General features: G+C 71.2%; 18 protein-coding genes and 1 tRNA gene. 7 read left to right on the top strand and 12 right to left on the bottom strand.

Features of this window, described 5'->3' with window-relative positions; all coding sequences use genetic code 11:
- Entirely contained in the window at positions 1-1,152 is a 1,152-nt protein-coding gene (locus tag J2X59_RS02400; RefSeq protein WP_066654936.1) for an SLC13 family permease, read from the bottom strand.
- Positions 1,153-1,245: 93 nt separating this feature from the next.
- Between J2X59_RS02400 and J2X59_RS02395 the strand changes: the two genes are divergently transcribed.
- A complete protein-coding gene (locus tag J2X59_RS02395; protein WP_058728987.1) occupies positions 1,246-1,437 on the top strand; it encodes a hypothetical protein in 192 nt (63 codons plus the stop codon).
- Positions 1,438-1,579: 142 nt separating this feature from the next.
- On the opposite strand, the gene J2X59_RS02390 is transcribed toward J2X59_RS02395, so the two are convergent.
- A complete protein-coding gene (locus tag J2X59_RS02390; protein ID WP_066654941.1) occupies positions 1,580-2,758 on the bottom strand; it encodes a mechanosensitive ion channel family protein in 1,179 nt (392 codons plus the stop codon).
- 115 nt (positions 2,759-2,873) lie between these two features.
- Between J2X59_RS02390 and J2X59_RS02385 the strand changes: the two genes are divergently transcribed.
- Both J2X59_RS02385 and J2X59_RS02380 read left to right on the top strand, forming a co-directional pair.
- Entirely contained in the window at positions 2,874-4,421 is a 1,548-nt protein-coding gene (locus J2X59_RS02385) for an amino acid permease (protein ID WP_326495562.1), read from the top strand.
- 46 nt (positions 4,422-4,467) lie between these two features.
- A complete protein-coding gene (locus tag J2X59_RS02380; protein ID WP_326495561.1) occupies positions 4,468-4,773 on the top strand; it encodes a hypothetical protein in 306 nt (101 codons plus the stop codon).
- A gap of 274 nt (positions 4,774-5,047) precedes the next feature.
- Here the strand turns inward: J2X59_RS02380 and J2X59_RS02375 are convergent, their stop codons facing one another.
- From J2X59_RS02375 to J2X59_RS02360, 4 genes are all read right to left on the bottom strand, one after another.
- Positions 5,048-5,260: an SCO4848 family membrane protein gene (locus J2X59_RS02375; protein WP_326495560.1), complete on the bottom strand. Its 213-nt coding sequence runs from the start codon at positions 5,258-5,260 to the stop codon at positions 5,048-5,050.
- A gap of 212 nt (positions 5,261-5,472) precedes the next feature.
- A complete protein-coding gene (locus J2X59_RS02370; RefSeq protein ID WP_326495559.1) occupies positions 5,473-6,423 on the bottom strand; it encodes a hypothetical protein in 951 nt (316 codons plus the stop codon).
- Positions 6,420-6,881: an ImmA/IrrE family metallo-endopeptidase gene (locus tag J2X59_RS02365; protein ID WP_066654952.1), complete on the bottom strand. Its 462-nt coding sequence runs from the start codon at positions 6,879-6,881 to the stop codon at positions 6,420-6,422. Before J2X59_RS02365 ends, J2X59_RS02370 begins: the two co-directional genes overlap by 4 nt.
- Positions 6,878-7,318, bottom strand: a complete 441-nt coding sequence (locus J2X59_RS02360) for a hypothetical protein (RefSeq protein WP_066654954.1) — start codon at positions 7,316-7,318, stop codon at positions 6,878-6,880. Before J2X59_RS02360 ends, J2X59_RS02365 begins: the two co-directional genes overlap by 4 nt.
- 83 nt (positions 7,319-7,401) lie before the next feature.
- Between J2X59_RS02360 and J2X59_RS02355 the strand changes: the two genes are divergently transcribed.
- Positions 7,402-8,052, top strand: coding sequence for an IMPACT family protein (locus J2X59_RS02355; protein WP_066654956.1), 651 nt, complete (start codon positions 7,402-7,404; stop codon positions 8,050-8,052).
- Between the two features lie 153 nt (positions 8,053-8,205).
- Here J2X59_RS02355 and J2X59_RS02350 read toward each other — a convergent pair.
- A tRNA-Lys gene (locus tag J2X59_RS02350) sits at positions 8,206-8,278 on the bottom strand.
- Between the two features lie 113 nt (positions 8,279-8,391).
- Here J2X59_RS02350 and bcp point away from each other — a divergent pair.
- On the top strand, positions 8,392-8,862 hold the full coding sequence (bcp, locus tag J2X59_RS02345) for a thioredoxin-dependent thiol peroxidase (protein WP_326495558.1): 471 nt from the start codon (positions 8,392-8,394) through the stop codon (positions 8,860-8,862).
- A 72-nt stretch (positions 8,863-8,934) separates the two neighbouring features.
- Here bcp and J2X59_RS02340 read toward each other — a convergent pair whose 3' ends face one another.
- The gene (locus J2X59_RS02340; protein WP_326495557.1) at positions 8,935-9,366 is read right to left on the bottom strand and encodes a hypothetical protein; all 432 of its coding nucleotides are present in this window, start codon (positions 9,364-9,366) and stop codon (positions 8,935-8,937) included.
- A gap of 258 nt (positions 9,367-9,624) precedes the next feature.
- Here J2X59_RS02340 and J2X59_RS02335 point away from each other — a divergent pair, with 258 nt between their 5' ends.
- A complete protein-coding gene (locus tag J2X59_RS02335) occupies positions 9,625-9,873 on the top strand; it encodes a WhiB family transcriptional regulator (RefSeq protein WP_022904217.1) in 249 nt (82 codons plus the stop codon).
- 255 nt (positions 9,874-10,128) lie between these two features.
- Here J2X59_RS02335 and J2X59_RS02330 read toward each other — a convergent pair whose 3' ends face one another.
- Positions 10,129-11,634, bottom strand: coding sequence for a sensor histidine kinase (locus J2X59_RS02330; RefSeq protein WP_326495556.1), 1,506 nt, complete (start codon positions 11,632-11,634; stop codon positions 10,129-10,131).
- A gap of 110 nt (positions 11,635-11,744) precedes the next feature.
- On the opposite strand from J2X59_RS02330, the gene J2X59_RS02325 reads away from it, so the two are divergent.
- The gene (locus J2X59_RS02325) at positions 11,745-12,281 is read left to right on the top strand and encodes an Rv3235 family protein (protein ID WP_326495555.1); all 537 of its coding nucleotides are present in this window, start codon (positions 11,745-11,747) and stop codon (positions 12,279-12,281) included.
- Positions 12,282-12,357: 76 nt separating this feature from the next.
- On the opposite strand, the gene secA is transcribed toward J2X59_RS02325, so the two are convergent.
- From secA to J2X59_RS02310, 3 genes are all read right to left on the bottom strand, one after another.
- Positions 12,358-15,141 (bottom strand): preprotein translocase subunit SecA, encoded by a 2,784-nt coding sequence (secA, locus tag J2X59_RS02320; protein WP_326495554.1) that lies wholly within the window; start codon positions 15,139-15,141, stop codon positions 12,358-12,360.
- A 182-nt stretch (positions 15,142-15,323) separates the two neighbouring features.
- Positions 15,324-16,025, bottom strand: coding sequence for a ribosome hibernation-promoting factor, HPF/YfiA family (gene hpf, locus J2X59_RS02315; RefSeq protein WP_326495553.1), 702 nt, complete (start codon positions 16,023-16,025; stop codon positions 15,324-15,326).
- Positions 16,026-16,254: 229 nt separating this feature from the next.
- Complete coding sequence (locus tag J2X59_RS02310; protein ID WP_326495552.1) at positions 16,255-17,019, bottom strand: phosphoribosyltransferase family protein; 765 nt, start codon at positions 17,017-17,019, stop codon at positions 16,255-16,257.
- Positions 17,020-17,193 lie beyond the last annotated feature (174 nt).

The raw sequence follows: 17,193 nt of genomic DNA, 5'->3' as shown, positions 1-17,193 counted from the left end.
TCAGAGCTGCAGCGCGAGCACACCGGCGACGACGGTGAGCGGCGCGACCACGCACCCCAGCGCCATGTAGCGTCCCCACGACAGGTGCACGCCCTCGGCCGACAGCCGTGCGTGCCACAGCAGCGTCGCGAGCGAGGCCCACGGCGTGATGAGGCACCCCGCGTTCACGCCGACCAGGAGCGCCGCGTAGCGCAGCGCCTCGTGTCCGGCGGCCGGCTCGAGCACCAGGTACGCGGGCAGGTTGTCGATGGCGTTCGCCGCGACCCCGCCGGCACCGCCGAGCAGCAGGAGCGACCCGGTGTCGGTGCCGCCGGACAGCGCCTGCACGATCGGGTCGGTGAGCCCCGTGGCGTGCAGGGTCTCGACGACGACGAACAGCCCGGCCGCGAAGACGAGCGTCGCCCAGGGGACGCGGGACGGCCGGAGCTCGGACGGTGCGCGGAACGCGGCGACGACGACGAGCAGCGCCGCCGCGACGAGCGCCGCGACCCAGACCGTCACGCCGGCGGTCAGCGCGACCACGAGCAGGACGAGCACCACCGAGGCCGCCCAGAAGAACAGCGGGTCGCGCGGCCGTCGCACGTCGACCGGCGTGTACCGGCCGAAGAGCTTCCCGCGGAACACCACGAGGAGCACCGCGCACGGCACGACGACCCCGGCGAGCGCCGCCCACACCATGAGGCCGGCGAACGGGATCGGGCCGTCGAGGCCGATCCCGTCGACGGCGAGCAGGTTCGTCAGGTTCGACACCGGCAGCAGGAGCGACGCCGTGTTGGCGAGCCACACGGTCGTGAGCGCGAAGGGCATCGGCGGCAGCCCGACGCGACGCGCAAGCGTGATGACGATCGGGGTGAGGAGCACCGCCGTGGTGTCGATGCTCAGGAAGACCGTGCAGACCACCGCGAGCACGACGACGGCCGCCCAGAGGCCGATCGTGCGCCCTCCGCCGACCCGGGCCGCCAGGTCGGCGAGCCGGTCGAAGACACCGGCGTCGGCCGCGAGCTCCGACACGATCGTCAGCCCGAGCACGAACGCGAGCACCGGGACGACCCGGTCGGCCAGCGCGCCGAGGTCCGAGAGGGGCAGCAGCCCGAGCGCGACGCAGACGGCGCCCACGACGAGCAGCACTCCCCCGATGACGGCCTGGCGCACGGTGTCTCCTCGCTCTGCGGACCGGCAGGGCGACCGGCGGCGCTCCAATGTAGCGGCCGGTAGCGTGGCGGGGACGACCAGGAGGAGGAACCCGTGCGGAAGTTCATGTTCAGCGGTGCGGTGTGGAGTTCGATCATCAGCGGCTACAGCGTCGTGCAGACCACCCGGCAGGGGCCGCGCGACTGGCGCCTGGCCCTCACGTGGATCGCGTGGCTCGCGACGACGATCGTCGCGCTCGGCACGGTCGTCGAGGACGACCGAGCCGTCAAGGCGCGCCAGCGCTAGGACGCACGTCGTGGTCACGACGGTGACCGGACGACGGACGGGAGGCGCGGTACCCACCGGTACCGCGCCTCCCGTCCGTCGTCCCGTGGCGTCGCGACCTGCGGGCGCCCGTGCGGTCAGCGCAGGCTGTCAGCGCGTGCGGTCAGCGCTCGGGCGGGACCTCGTCCGGGCGGATGTCGGACGTCTGGATCGGACCGGTGAACAGCGCGGTGCGCTCGTCGCCCTCACGGAAGAGCGCAGCGTCCTGCTCCTCGGTGCGGGCGCGGCGCTCGCCGACGCGCTCGGTGCCCTGCGTGACCTGCACCCGCTGACGGGGCAGGGCGTCGGGGTGCTCGCGCTGCACCCACTCGACCATCTCCTCGCGGACGTAGCAGCGCAGGTCGAACAGGCCGCCGGCGTCCGGAGCGGACACCAGGATGCGGACCCGCACGAGCCCGCTCACCGCGTCGGTGACCTGGAGCACCTTGGTCCGACCGTCCCAGATCGTCGAGGTCGACAGGATGCGGTCGAGCTCCCCGCGCATCTCGGTCGGACTGATCCGCCAGTCGAGGTCGAACTCGACCGCGCCCAGCAGCTCGCTGCCGGTGCGGGTCCAGTTCTCGAACGGCGTGGACGTGAAGTAGGTCGACGGGAGCACGAACCGGCGGTCGTCCCACAGGTGCACGACGACGTAGGTCAGGGTGATCTCCTCGATGCGCCCCCACTGCTGCTCGACCACGACGACGTCGTCGACGCGGATCGACCCGGAGAACGCGAGCTGCATGCCGGCGAACACGTTGCCGAGGGTGGACTGCGCCGCGAGACCCGCGACGACGGAGATGAGTCCGGCCGAGGCCAGGACGCTCGCGCCCGCGGCCTCGACCCCGGGGAAGGTCAGCAGGATCGCGCCGACCGCGATGATGACGAGCACGGCGACCGTGAGTCGGCGGATGATGAGGACCTGGGTGCGGATGCGCCGTGCCACCCGGTTGTCGGGGACGTCGACGCGGTAGCGGTGCAGGCCGAGGTCCTCGAGGAAGATGGCGATCTGGCACGCCAGCCAGCAGCCGACGGCGATGGTGGCGATGAGGAAGGCGTGCGAGACCTCGTCGCGCCACGGGTAGGTGTCCTCGTCGTGCGGGATGCTCGTCGTGAAGGCCGTCCAGAGCAGCGCGATGAGCAGGATCGACCGCGCGGGGTGCTTGGTGCGCCGGGACAGGACCGCGGCCCAGCGTTCCCGGCGGGCGATGGTCCGGAGCACGAGGTGCAGGACGAGCGCTGCGGCGGCCGTCACGAGCAGGGCGATCCCGATCGCGACGAGGAGTCGGAGGAGGGTGTCCATCCGTCCATGCTGTCGGACCGGCGTCGGTGGGCGTTCAGCGTCGGCACACCTGTGGTGTCGTTCAGGGTGGGCTCCCGTTCCACCCCGGGCCGTCCACACATGTAGGTTGGCGCGCATGACAGCGCAGAACGACACGGGTGTTGCGAAGCCCGCGAACGACTTCTCGCACGAGCAGGAGGGCTACCAGCACGGTCTGAAGCCCCGGCAACTGCAGATGATCGCGATCGGTGGGGCCATCGGCACCGGGCTCTTCCTCGGCGCGGGCGGACGCCTGAACACCGCCGGCCCCGCGCTGGCGGTGACCTACCTGATCGCCGGCGTCTTCGCGTTCTTCATCCTGCGCGCGCTCGGCGAGCTCGTCCTGCACCGCCCGTCCTCCGGGTCGTTCATCTCCTACGCCCGCGAGTTCTACGGCGAGAAGTTCGCCTACGCAGCCGGGTGGATGTACTTCCTGAACTGGGCGATGACCTCGATCGTGGACACGACCGCCGTCGCGCTGTACCTCCACTACTGGAGCGCGTTCACCGCGGCACCGCAGTGGCTCCTCGCGCTCATCGCCCTCGTCGTCGTGCTCGCCGCCAACATGGTGGCCGTCAAGGTGTTCGGCGAGCTCGAGTTCTGGTTCGCGCTCATCAAGGTCGCCGCACTCGTCGCGTTCCTCGTGATCGCCCTCGTCTGGCTGATCTTCGCCTTCCCGGTGGAGACCGGCGGCGAGGCGGTCCGCACGGGCTTCTCGATCTGGGCCGACAACGGCGGACTCATCCCGAACGGCGTGCTGCCGGCGGTGCTCGTCGTCCAGGGCGTCGTGTTCGCCTACGCCGCCATCGAGCTCGTCGGCACCGCGTCCGGCGAGACCCAGGACACCGAGAAGGTCATCCCCCGCGCCATCAACTCCGTCGTCTTCCGCATCGCGGTCTTCTACGTCGGGTCGGTCGTCCTGCTCTCCCTCCTCCTGCCGTACACGTCGTACAAGGACGGGCAGAGCCCCTTCGTGACGTTCTTCTCGTCGCTCGGCAACCCGCAGGTCGGCGTCGTCGCCGGGTCGATCATGAACTTCGTGGTGCTCACCGCGGCGCTCTCGTCGCTGAACGCGGGGCTGTACTCCACCGGCCGCGCGCTGCACTCGATGGGCATGAACGGCTCCGCGCCGAAGTGGACCACGAAGATGTCGAAGGGCGGTGTGCCGTACGCCGGCATCCTGCTCACCGCGGCGTTCACCGTCGCGGGCGTCGCCCTCAACTACTTCGTGCCGGCGCAGGCGTTCGAGATCGCGCTGAACGTCGCGAGCCTCGGCATCATCACCGCGTGGGGCACGATCATCCTCTGCCAGATGAAGCTGCGGCAGTGGGCGAAGCAGGGGCTCGCGAAGGAGCCGTCGTTCAAGCTGCCCGGCGCCCCGGTCACCTCGTGGTTGACGCTCGCGTTCCTGGCGTCGGTGGTCGTGCTCATGGCGATCGACTACCCCGTCGGCACGTACACGATCGCCTCGCTCGTGGTCATCATCCCGCTGCTGATCGTCGGCTGGTTCCTGCAGCGCGACCGCATCCTCCGCATCGCCGCGCTCCGCGAGGGTGTGACCGGGCCGTTCCCGATCGGTGTCCGCGACCCCGCGAACCAGGTCCGCCGCGACGGACAGGACGGACCGGGCAGCTCCCGCGGCTGATCGCGCCTCCCGGACAGGGTCCGGTGCGCGCCGGTACGATCGGCGCGTGCCGGACCCTTCTGTCTCCCCCACGCTCGACCTCCAGCTCACCTGGCGCGGCACCTTCGGGCGGATCCGGGTCTACGAGGACACCGTCCGCGCGGAGACGAGCTTCGAGCGCGACGCACTGACGCGGGTGCCGACTGACCAGGTCACCGGGTGGCGCATCGAGCCGTGCGACTTCGACGCGGTGTGCGTGGAGTTCGTGTGCGAGGACGAGACGTTCCGCGTGCTGCTCGACACCGGCGACGAGCGGGTGGCGCGGCTCGGGCTCGAGCGGGCGCTCGGGGCGCCGCTGCCGCCGGCTTCCTGAGCCGTCCGGGTCGCTCGACGCGCGCGAGACGCCGGCATCAGCGCGAGACGCCGGCATCGGCGCGAGACGCCGGCATCAGCGCGAGACGCCGGCATCAGCGCGAGACGCCTGCGTTCGTGCGAGACACCGCAGGCGCCGCAAGACGCCGCCGGATACAGCGGCGTCTCGCCGGGACGGCGGCGGCTCACGAGCGCGTGGTGACCTCGGACGGACGGGAGGCGCGGTACCAGCCGGCACCGCCCCTCCCGTCCGTCAGGTGGTCAGGCGGACCGCGTCAGACCAGCAGCAGGATCCCCGCGACCACGGCGGCGAGGGCGATCGCGATCGCGATGAGCAGCAGCACCAGGTGCACCGTGTAGAACGTCGTCGGCTTGCCGGCCGCGTCGCGCGCCCGGCTGTCCTTCGCGACCCGCTGGAAGAAGCGCGGCCATGTCACGAGGTTGAACACGGCGGCGAGGAACAGGACGATGGCGGCGAAGACGGTCACCCGACGAGTCTAGACAGCGACGCGACCCCGGCTCGTGACCCGAGCGTGAGCCCGGGGGTGCTCGGCCGCCCCCAACGCGGCCGAGACCTCCCCGGCGTGCCGACGACGAGGGACCCCGTCGTGTAGCACGTGCTACAGACCCTACACGGAAGCACGCCGCAACGTCGAGCGCTGCTCGGGAACGTGATCCGACCGATGCAGACGAGCAGGACTCAGACGGAGTCGCGAGCAGGGGCGAGCGCTTCGTCGAGCGCGGACTCCGCCTCGGCGAGCACGATGCGCTCGTCGGCGTCCAGTGGTCGGCGCGAGCGACGGGCACCGTCGTTGATCTCCACGATGGTCCGGCTGAGCCGCGTCGCGGTGTCCTCGGTCGCCGGGTAGGCGTTGTCGGTACCGATGCGGGCGTGCAGCGGCTCGAGGGCGGCCAGGGCGGCGTCCAGGCGGCGCGCACGGCGTCGACGGGAGAGCTGGTGGCCGATGACCAGCAGCAGCATCCCCGAGGCCATGCAGAGCACCGCGCCGGGCGTCGTGACGTCGTACGGCGGGGTGAGCGCGCGGGTGACGTCGAGGCGACCGACCACGTGTGCGACGTCCATCACGGCGACGACGACCATCCGCGCGACACCGAGGACCCCGCCGAGCACGATCACCCACAGCCCGACCAGGTCCGCCGCCGTCCGGGCCTCCCGCAGGCGCATGATGCAGATCACACCGGTGGCGCCGACCGCGGTGCCGAGGTAGGTCGTCTGCGCGATCGAGTAGACGGCCGCGGCGGGCTGGTGCCCCGCGACGAGCATGAACGTCGTCGTGGTCGGCGGCTGGTCGAGCGCGAGGAACGCCGCCACGACCACCACCACGACGACCGCGAACGCGACGATGATGGCGGTCCGCAGCCACCGCCACGCTGCGCCGACGGCCTTCGCGACACCCCAGAGGAGCGTGCTCGTCCCGGCGATCATCAGGCAGTCGCTGACGACCGTGACGACGTTGCGGCCACCGACGAGCGGGTCGAGCCAGCGGTACAGCGGATCGACGTTCGTGACGATCGTCGCGGTGAACAGCAGGAACGTCACCGCGAGCGTCCGGTCCTGCCCCCGCTGCAGTCGGAACAGCACCACCGTCCCGACGACGAGGACCACCGCCATCGTGACGGAGACGATCACCCGAAGACCCCGCGGAAGGCGCTCGGACGACCTCGGTTCGACCGGATGAGGGCGGCGAGGCGGTCGGCGAAGAGCTCGGCCTCGTGCTCGTAGGTGTTCGAGAACAGCCCGCGCGCGAGTGCTCGCTCCACCTTGTACTCGGGGACGTCCGGGATCACGTCGCGCACGTAGGCCGACTGTGCCGCGTGCTCCGAGTGCCGGTGCAGCACGTGCCCGAGCTCGTGGCCGATGACGAACGACCGGAACGTCGCCGAGTTCGTCGGGGAGATCATCACGAGGTGCTGGTGCTCGAGCGTCGCCACGAACCCGCAGACCGGCTCGGCGCTGAGGAACGACTCCTCGCGCACGACGACCGGCTTGCCGACGTGGTCGGCGGCAGCGGCGACGGCCTGGTCGATGTCCGACCACCCCTCGGCTGCCCCGCGGGCCCAGAAGGCCTCGACCGAGGGGTCCGTCACGCCACACCCCCTCGTGCCGACTCCTCCTCGAGCACCTGGGCGATGCGCCGCAGGGCCTCGGGTGAGAGCTCCCCCGGGAACGTCCGCGCGGCGAAGCCGCTCACCCGCGCCGACCGCAGGGCACGGACGAGCGCGATCTGGGCGCCGATCCGTTCGGGCACGGCACTGTCCTCGAGCAGGAAGCGTTCGTCGACCTCGAAGAACCCGGCGAGCAGGCGCAGGAGGTCGGTGTCCCGGTTGCGTCGGCCGTCGCCGGAGAGCATGTACGTCCACTTGGCGCGGGAGAGCGAACCACCCTGCGCCGCGACGTACTCCTCGATCGCCGCGAAGGGCACGGGAGCGCCGCGCTGCGACTCCTCGAAGTCGAGCAACAGGTTGAGTCGACGAGCGAGCTCGGCAGCGTCGAGCGCGCCGCCCCTGGGATCCACGGTCGTCATGTCGATCGGACTCCTCCCCAGTCGTCGGCTGTGCACGCCATCGTAGCGCGGGCCGCCGACGGCGCGCGGCTACCCTCGAGCACGTGCCCCGCCACTTCCCGTCGACCATCGCCGGCACCGTCGAGCACGAGATCGTCGTCACGAGGTCGCGGTTCGTCACGACGGTCGTCCCCGTCAGCGGGGTCGAGGACGCGGAGCGCGCCGTCGCCGAGGTCCGCCGCCGGTACTGGGACGCCCGGCACAACTGCTCCGCGATGGTCACGGGGGTCCTCGGCGACCAGGCACGGTCCTCCGACGACGGGGAGCCGTCCGGGACCGCCGGGGTCCCGATGCTCGAGGTCCTGCGTCGTCGCGACCTGACCGACGTGGTCGCCGTCGTGACCCGGTACTTCGGTGGGGTGAAGCTCGGTGCGGGCGGACTCGTCCGCGCGTACTCGACCTCGGTGTCCGAGACGCTGGACCGCGCCACGACGCTGCAGCGCGTCGAGCTGACCCGCGTCGACGTCACCGCGCCCCACGCGGACGCCGGCCGCATCGACAACGTGCTGCGGCAGTGGGTGCAGCAGCACGGAGCGACCTTCGACCCACCGACCTACGGCAGCACCGTCGGGTTCACGCTCTGGGTCCCCGAGGACGCGCTCGACGTCCTGGGTGCCGAGCTCGCGGCGGCGACGGGCGGTGCCCTCGCACCCCTCGTCGGCGGGACGCGCGTGGTCGACCTCCCGACCACCTGAGGCCTCCCCGGGTCGGACTCGAGCACGTCGAGATCCTGGTCGCGGATCTGAGCCCCGACTGCACTCCGCGCGTGTCGCCCTCCGGGGCCGCCGACCGGACCGTCCCGGGGAACGAAGAAGGCCCGGTCGGAGTGATCCGACCGGGCCTTGCGGTGCGCCCCCTCGGACTTGAACCGAGAACCCACTGATTAAGAGTCAGTTGCTCTGCCAATTGAGCTAGAGGCGCATGGTGTTCAGTTGTCTGTCGCTCTCGCACTTCCGTGCTGCAACGGGAAACAACATTAGCATGACTTTCGCGTGCCCACGACCACTCGGGCGCCGCGACCGAACAGGAGCACCATGACCGACCGTCTCGCAGCCGGCGACACCGCCCCCGACTTCACCCTCCCGGACCAGGACGGCGCGCAGCACAGCCTCGCGGACCTGCGGGGTCGCAAGGTGATCGTGTACTTCTACCCGGCGGCGTCGACCCCCGGCTGCACGACCGAGGCCTGCGACTTCCGCGACAACATGTCGTCGCTCCAGGCGGCCGGCTACGAGGTCCTGGGCATCTCGAAGGACGAGCCCGCGAAGCTCAAGACCTTCCAGCACGAGCAGGCGCTGACCTTCCCGCTCCTCAGCGACCCGGACCTGTCGGTGCACCGGGCGTACGCCGCGTGGGGCGAGAAGAACAACTACGGGAAGATCGTCACCGGCACGATCCGGTCGACGATCGTCGTCGACGAGGACGGCGTCGTGCAGCTGCCGCTCTACAACGTGAAGGCGACCGGGCACGTGGCGAGCCTGCGGAAGAAGCTCGGCCTGGTCTGAGACCCGCCCCACGACGCACGGGAGGCGCGGTGCCGGTCGGCCCCGCGCCTCCCGTCCGTCACACGGTCGCGGCTACTCGTCGCGTGCGTCGCGCGGGACGAGCCATCCCGTCACGGCACGCGAGAGCACCAGGGTGAGCCCGAGCAGCGCGGGGATCAGGAGGGCCCAGCCGACCCAGGCGACCCGGAACACGCCCTGGAACGCACCGATGGCCAGGGCACCCTGCAACACCTGCCACACGAGGATGCCGGCGCGGACCCACGCCCGACGATTCCGCAGCCCGACGACCAGCGAGACCAGCCACAGCGCGGCGACCGCGCAGAGCAGGGTGAGCGCGACGGCCGAGGCGATGCTCGACGCCGGCGCGACGATCGACTCCACGAGCAGCACGACGGTCGTGACGACGAGCGCGAGGGCCTCGAGCCCCACCACGACGAGCAGGGTCGTGACGGCCGGCGGGCGGCCCGGGACGTGGTCCGGAGCGGTCGGGGTGGTGTCGGGCACAGCAAGCCTCCAGCATCGGGACCCTTGATTTGGTCATCCCAGTATGGAACGATATTCGAGGTCGTTTGGACGGCACGATGTGGTGTGCGTCTCCCGCGGTTCGACGCTTCTCCCCCGAGCGTCCAGCGGGCGTCAGACTCGCTCCCAGCGGAAGCCTCCCCCACAGGTTCCCCTCGTGCCCTGTGCATGCCAGCGTTCCGATCCCCGAGCCGCGGCCCCGGCCTGCCGTTCGAGCATCGACATCAAGGAGCACCACACATGGACTGGCGTGACCAGGCAGCCTGCCTCACCGCGGACCCCGAGCTCTTCTTCCCCGTTGGGAACACCGGACCGGCCGTCGACCAGATCGAGAAGGCGAAGTCGGTGTGCGCGCGGTGCACCGTGACCGAGATGTGCCTGCAGTACGCCCTCGAGAACAACCAGGACTCCGGTGTCTGGGGCGGCCTGAGCGAGGACGAGCGTCGTGCGCTGAAGCGCCGCGCTGCCCGCGCCCGCCGCGCCTCCTGACGCAGCGCTCCTGACACGACGACGCCCGTCCCTCCCCCGGGAGCGACGGGCGTCGTCGTGCGCGCGGGCGTCGCAGGCGTGCGGTGCCGCCCGCGGTCGCCCGCCGTCGCCGTGTGACGGCCGCCGTCGCCCGCGTTCGCCGTGGGACGGCCGCACAACCGGAAGCACCTCGCACCACGGAAGCCCGCGGCGCGAGGTGCTTCCGGTTGTGCACGGGCAACGGACGCCACACGAACACGCCCGCGACGCGTCGGGCTAGGCGGCGCCGGCGGCCGTCAGCCAGCGGAACGGGATCGTGATCGTGACCTCGGTCCCGCTGCCGGTGAGCGTGTGCCAGTCGATCGTGCCGCCGAGCTCGCCCTGGATGAGCGTGCGGACGATCTGCGTGCCGAGACCCGAGCCGACCTTGCCCTCGGGCAGGCCCACACCGTTGTCACGGACCTCGATGTCGAGGTGGTCGTCGGCGCGGTTCGCGACGATCTCGACCTCGCCATCGCGCCCGTCGAGCCCGTGCTCCACGGCGTTGGTGACGAGCTCGGTGAGCCCGAGCGCGAGGGGCGTCGCGGCTTCGGAGGGCAGCACGCCGAACTCACCGGTCTTCTTCGGGCGGACGGTGGTGTTGTGCGATGCGGCGACCTCGGTCACGAGCTTGAGCACCGAGTCGAACACCTCGTCGAAGTCGACGTTCTGGCTGAGACCGGTCGACAGGGTGTCGTGCACGACGGCGATCGCGGCGACGCGGCGCATCGCGTTCTGCAGCGACGTGCGGGCCTCGTCCGAGTGGGTCCGTCGGGCCTGGATCCGCAGCAGCGACGCGACCGTCTGCAGGTTGTTCTTCACCCGGTGGTGGATCTCGCGGATCGTCGCGTCCTTGGTGATGAGCTCACGCTCCTGGTGCCGCAGCTCGGTGACGTCGCGGCAGAGCACGATGGCACCGATGCGCTCCCCGTGGTCACGCAGCGGGATCGACCGGAGCGACACCGTCACGCCCTTCGCCTCGACGTCGGCGCGCCACGGCGCACGACCGGTCACGACGAGCGGGAGGGACTCGTCCACGTCGAGCTTCGCGCCGATGAGCTCGGTGGTCACCTCGGCGAGGGACTTCCGCTCGAGCTCCCCCTCGAAGCCCATGCGGTTGAACGCGCTCAGGCCGTTCGGGCTCGCGAAGGTCACGGTGCCGTTCGTGTCGAGGCGGAGCAGACCGTCGCTCGCGCGGGGCGCACCGCGGCGCGGACCAGCCGGCGCCCCGAGGTCCGGGAAGTCACCGGTCGCGATCATGCCGAACAGGTCGTTCGCGCTCGCGGTGAAGTTCAGCTCCTGGCGGCTCGGCGTCCGCATCTCGTCCTGGTTCGAGTGCCGGGTGACCACGGCGATCGGACGGTCGGTCGTCTCGGTGCTGTTCGTCGTCAGCCGGCGGAGCACGGGGATCGCACGGACCCGGGTCGGCGTGTCCTCGTACCAGTCGGGTTCGGCCGAGTCGACGACCGTCGCACTCGCGAAGCACTGGGTGACCTGGTCGCGCCACTCCTCACGCATCTCCTGCCCGACGATGTCGCGGTAGAACAGGGTCGCCGCCGAGCTCGGACGCGCGTGCGCCACGGCCATGAACGAGCCGTCCACGGCCGTCGGCACCCACAGCACCATGTCCGCGAAGGAGAGGTCGGCGAGGAGCTGCCAGTCCCCCACGAGCAGGTGGAGCCACTCCACGTCCGCTTCCGAGGACCGGCCTTGTGCGAGGACGAGATCACTGAGGGTCGACACCCGGCAAGTCTAGGTGCGCCCGTCTGTGGAGAACGACGCCCCTCCACAAGCACGACGACATCGGTATTTCACATGCGCAATTTGTCCGTACGCTCGGAAGCGGAGGGGACATGGCGGCAGGAGAAGCGCGTCCGATCACGGCGGACGACCAGAGCGGACCGGTACCGCGGACGCTCGCCCCGGTGACCGGCAGGACACCGAGGAGCCAATCCGAGCACCGGGAGCTCGTGGCGGCGAGCGGGGACCACCCCGACGTCGCGGACTGCGCCGAGGCCGGGACGTCGTCCGAGACCACGACCACGACGGCGACACCGGACGTCGCCGACACGGCGCGGGCGCTCGGGCTGTGCGTCGTCGAGGTCCTGACCGGTGGGCGCGAGGTCGACAGCATCGCGCGCTGGATCACCGAGGACGTGCAGCGGCACCTGCTGCAGCGTGCCGCCCTCGGCGCTCGGGCGCGGTCGATCGGGAGACGGTCCCGCGCCCGCCCGATCCTGCAGGTCGGGAGCGTCCGGGTCTGCGAACCGGCGCCCGGCGTCGCGGAGGCAGCCGTGGTGGTGCACACGCGCAGCCACGCGCGTGCCGTCGCGCTCCGGCTCGAGCTGCGGCAGGGGCGCTGGCGAGCGACCGCGATCGGGGTGCTCTGATCCCGCACCGGGGACACGACGGACGGGAGGCGCGGTGCCGTCCGGCACCGCGCCTCCCGTCCGTCGTCGTGGAGCGTCAGCCCTTCTTGGCGGCCTGACGACGCTCCGCGCGGTTCCCCGCGGCAGCCTGTCCGGAGGCGGTCGCCGCGTTGCCGAACGCCGACCCGTGCTCCGGACCGGCGGCCTCTGCCTCGGCCTCGGCCTGCGCGCGCTGCGCGCGAGCGGTGGCGGCCTGCTCCAGGCGTCCGCGCTCGTCGCGCACCTCGACCTCGCCGTCGATCGACGGCGCCGAGTACTCGAGGCCGGTGGCCTCGGACTCCCCGAGCCCCTTCGCCTCGATGACCGCGTTGTCGCCGTCCGACTGCACCTGGACCTCGAGGTTGAACAGGTACCCGACCGACTCCTCGCGGATCTGGCCCATCATGCTCTGGAAGAGCGCGTAGCCCTCGCGCTGGTACTCGACCAGCGGGTCGCGCTGTGCCATCGCGCGGAGGCCGATGCCGTCCTTGAGGTAGTCCATCTCGTACAGGTGGTCACGCCAACGACGGTCGATCACGGAGAGGACGACGCGGCGCTCGAGCTCGCGCATGGCCTCGTCACCGAGGAGCTCCTCACGCTGCTGGTACGCGAGCTTGGCGTCGGACAGGATCTCGCGTGCCAGGAACTCGCGCGTCGCCTTGCCCTTCGAACCGGCCTCGGTGATGACCTCGTCGATGGAGATCGAGATCGGGTACAGCGTGCCGAGCTCGGTCCACATCGCGTCGAGGTCCCAGTCGTCCGGGGAGCCCTCGCCGGTGTGCGTGTCGATGACGTCGTCGATCACGGCCTTGAGGAACGACTGCGCACGGTCGTTGATGTCGTCACCCTCGAGGATGTGACGGCGGTCGCTGTAGATCGCCTCGCGCTGGCGGTTCAGGACGTCGTCGTACTTCAGGACGTTCTTGCGGATCTCCGCGTTGCGGCCCTCGACCTGCGCCTGGGCGGACCGGATCGCCCTGCTGACCAGCTTGTTCTCGATCGCCATGTCGTCCGGCACGTTCGAGCGGCCCATCAGGCTCTCGGCCGCACCGGAGTTGAACAGGCGCATCAGGTCGTCGGTCAGCGACAGGTAGAAGCGGCTCTCGCCCGGGTCGCCCTGACGACCGGAACGACCTCGGAGCTGGTTGTCGATGCGGCGCGACTCGTGGCGCTCCGTACCGAGGACGTACAGACCGCCGGCGTCGCGGACCTTGTCGGCCTCTTCCTTGATCTCGGCCTTGACACGGGCGAAGACGTCGTCCCAGGCGGCCTCGTACTCCTCCGGCGTCTCCGTCGGGGACAGGCCCTTGGCGTGCATCTCCTGCACGGCGAGGAACTCGGAGTTGCCGCCGAGCATGATGTCGGTACCGCGGCCGGCCATGTTCGTGGCGACCGTGACGGCGCCGAGTCGACCGGCCTGCGCGACGATCGCGGCCTCGCGGGCGTGGTTCTTCGCGTTGAGGACCTCGTGCTTGACGCCCTTCTTCGCGAGGAGCTTCGACAGGTACTCGGACTTCTCGACGCTCGTGGTGCCCACGAGGACCGGCTGGCCCTTCTCGTGGCGCTCGGCGATGTCGACGGCGACCTGCTCGAACTTCGCCTTCTCGTTCTTGTAGACGAGGTCGGTCTGGTCGATGCGCTGCATCGGCTTGTTCGTCGGGATGGGGACGACGCCGAGCTTGTAGGTCGACATGAACTCTGCCGCTTCGGTCTCGGCGGTACCGGTCATGCCGGAGAGCTTCTGGTACAGGCGGAAGTAGTTCTGCAGCGTGACGGTCGCGAGGGTCTGGTTCTCGGCCTTGACCTCGACGCCCTCCTTCGCCTCGATCGCCTGGTGGATGCCCTCGTTGTAGCGCCGGCCCATGAGGATGCGACCGGTGTGCTCGTCGACGATGAGCACCTCACCGTTCATCACGACGTAGTCCTTGTCCTTCTTGAACAGGGCGACGGCCTTGATCGAGTTGTTCAGGAAGGAGATGAGCGGGGTGTTCGCCGACTCGTAGAGGTTGTCGATGCCGAGGTAGTCCTCGACCTTCTCGATGCCGGGCTCGAGCACGCCCACAGTGCGCTTCTTCTCGTCGACCTCGTAGTCCTCGCCCGGGATCAGGCGGGTGGCGATCGACGCGAACTCGGTGAACCAGCGGTTCGCCTCGCCCGAGGACGGCCCCGAGATGATGAGCGGCGTGCGGGCCTCGTCGATGAGGATCGAGTCGACCTCGTCCACGATCGCGAAGTAGTGGCCGCGCTGCACCATGTCGGAGGCCTGCCACGCCATGTTGTCGCGCAGGTAGTCGAAGCCGAACTCGTTGTTCGTGCCGTAGGTGATGTCGGCCGCGTACTGCTCGCGGCGCTCGGCCGGCGACTGGTTCGCGATGATGCAGCCGGTGGTCATGCCGAGCGCACGGAAGACGCGACCCATGATCTCGGACTGGTACGACGCGAGGAAGTCGTTGACCGTGATGACGTGCACGCCGCGCGACGGGATCGCGTTGAGGTAGGCGGCGGTCGTCGCGACGAGGGTCTTGCCCTCACCGGTCTTCATCTCGGCGATGTTGCCGAGGTGCAGGGCCGCGCCGCCCATGAGCTGCACGTCGAAGTGCCGCATGCCGAGGGTGCGCTTGGCTGCCTCGCGCACGGCGGCGAACGCCTCCGGCAGGAGGTCGTCCAGGGACTCCCCGTTGGCGTACCGCTCGCGGAGCTCCTTCGTCTCGTCCTGGAGCTCCTCGTCGGTGAGGCTCGCGAAGTCGTCCTCGAGGTCGTTGATGGCCGAGGCGTACGCCTTCAGCCGTCGGAGGGTCCGTCCTTCGCCGATGCGGAGGACCTTCTCCAGCACGTTTGCCACGTGAGCTCCTTACGGGGTCGTCGCGCGCGACCTGCGCGATCCGAACAGCCAGTCATGCTAGCAACCCGCCGGAGCGCTGCGCTGGGAGACGGGCGGTGCACCGAGCAGGGACCGCCGACGAGGGCAGCGGGTGCGCACGGTCCGACGAGGACCGCACGCACCCGCTGGTCGGCGACGGTGCGCTACGCGACGGCCGCTGACCCGACGGCGTCGGCGTCGGCGGTGCTGGCGTCCGCGCTCCCGTCGTCGATGCCGATCACGCCGTAGTCCCAGCCCTTGCGGCGGTAGACGACGCTCGGACGCCGGGTCTCGGCGTCGACGAAGAGGTAGAAGTCGTGCCCGACCAGCTCCATGCGGTAGAGCGCGTCGTCGAGGGTCATCGGGGCCTCGGTGAAGACCTTCTGCCGGATGACCACGGGCGAGTACGCCTCGACGTCCTCGTCGTGCGACTCCTCGACCACGGGGACGGCACCGGTCGCGACGGTCTCGATGAGCCGTCCGTCGGCCGGCGTCACACCCATGCGCTCGAACCCGGTGCCGGCGGCCTCGGCCACGGAGGTCGGGCGGTGGCGACCACGGTGCACCTTGCGGCGGTCACGTGCCCGACGCAGGCGCTCGGTGATGCGGGCGAAGGCGAGGTCGAACGCCGCGTACTTGTCCGAGGCGGCGGACTCGGCCCGCACGAGGGGCCCCGGGCCGATCAGGGTGAGTTCGACGCGGTCCTCACCCTGGGCGCCGCCGGCCTTCTCGTTGTGGCGGCTGAGGCGCACCTCGAAGGCGAGGGCGCGGTCGGCGAGCACGTCGATCTTCTCGGACTTCTGTTCCACGTAGGTGCGGAATCGGTCGGTGACCCCGACGTTCCGGCCCGTGATCGTCACGTCCATGTGGCGGCTCCCATCCGTACTTCGGCGCGTCGCCTCCATCCGGCGATCCCGAACGCCTTGCCGCGAGGCTAGACCCCCGGCCCGAGCGGCGTCACCACCCACCGGCGGGTCGCGCAGGACACCCACCGGACGCTCAGGCGTCGCCGGGCGTCCACCCGGCGTCCACCCGGCCGACCAGCGCCGCACCCACGGGGCCGGTGCACGACCCGTCCTGGTGCTGCCCGAGCGGTCACTCCTCGACCTCGGCGAGCGCGACGCACCGCACCACGCGCCCCCCGGCCGCACGGACCGCGCGGACCGCCTCGGCCATGGTGACGCCGGTCGTGACCACGTCGTCGACCACCACGACGTCCCGGCCCGCGACGTGCGCCGCACGGAGCGTGCCCACCGTCGCCTCGACCCGTTCGAGTGCCGTCCGCTCCTTCTGGCCGTGCACGACGCGCTTCGTGGCGCGGGAGCCGGGCCGGTCCGCGAGGACCCGCCCCCGGACGCGCCGGAGCGCCTTGCGCGGCGCGCGACGGGCCCGCCCACGCGCAGCACCCGCGCGGCGGAGCAGCAGCACGACCGGGTCGAACCCGCGCCGCCGCGTCCCGGCACGCGACGGCGGCACACGGACGAGCAGCGCTCCCGGGACGTCGGCCAGGGCCCCGTCGACGAGCGCGCCGAACCGTGGCGCGAGCACCGGCACGAGGTCCGTCCGGCCACGGAGCTTCAGGTCGAGGACGAGGGCCCGCACGGTGTCCCGGTAGGCGAAGGCCGCGTCGAGTCGGACACCCGCGACCAGCCGGCGTCGCTGCGGCTCGGCGTCGAGTGCGTCACGGCAGGGCCGGCAGACCGCGCGGTCCGGCGCACCGCACCCGACGCAGGCCACGGGGAGCACGAGTCCGAGCACCGCGGCGACGGCGTCCGACCAGGCGGACGGTGCGGTGGCAGGGGCGGTGGGAGGGGCGCCGGCAGCGCGGGTGCGCCGGCGGCGCGGGTCGGTCGTGGACACGGGGTGATCGTGACGCCCGGCACACCACCGAGGTGGGCCGTCGCGGCGGACGGTGGACGGGCCTCCCGGCCGCGCCGCGCGTGCAGGAACGGCCGCGCCGCGCGTGCAGGGACGACCGCGCCGTCGGTGCAGGGACGACCCTGCGGCCCGCGCAGGGGCGCGCCGCAGGGGCGA

The sequence above is a fragment of the Curtobacterium sp. 260 genome (assembly GCF_030803485.1).
In the GTDB taxonomy this organism is placed as follows: Bacteria; Actinomycetota; Actinomycetes; order Actinomycetales; family Microbacteriaceae; genus Curtobacterium.
Note: the sequence above shows the minus strand (reverse complement) of the source record. Positions and strands in the feature narration are given on the sequence as shown.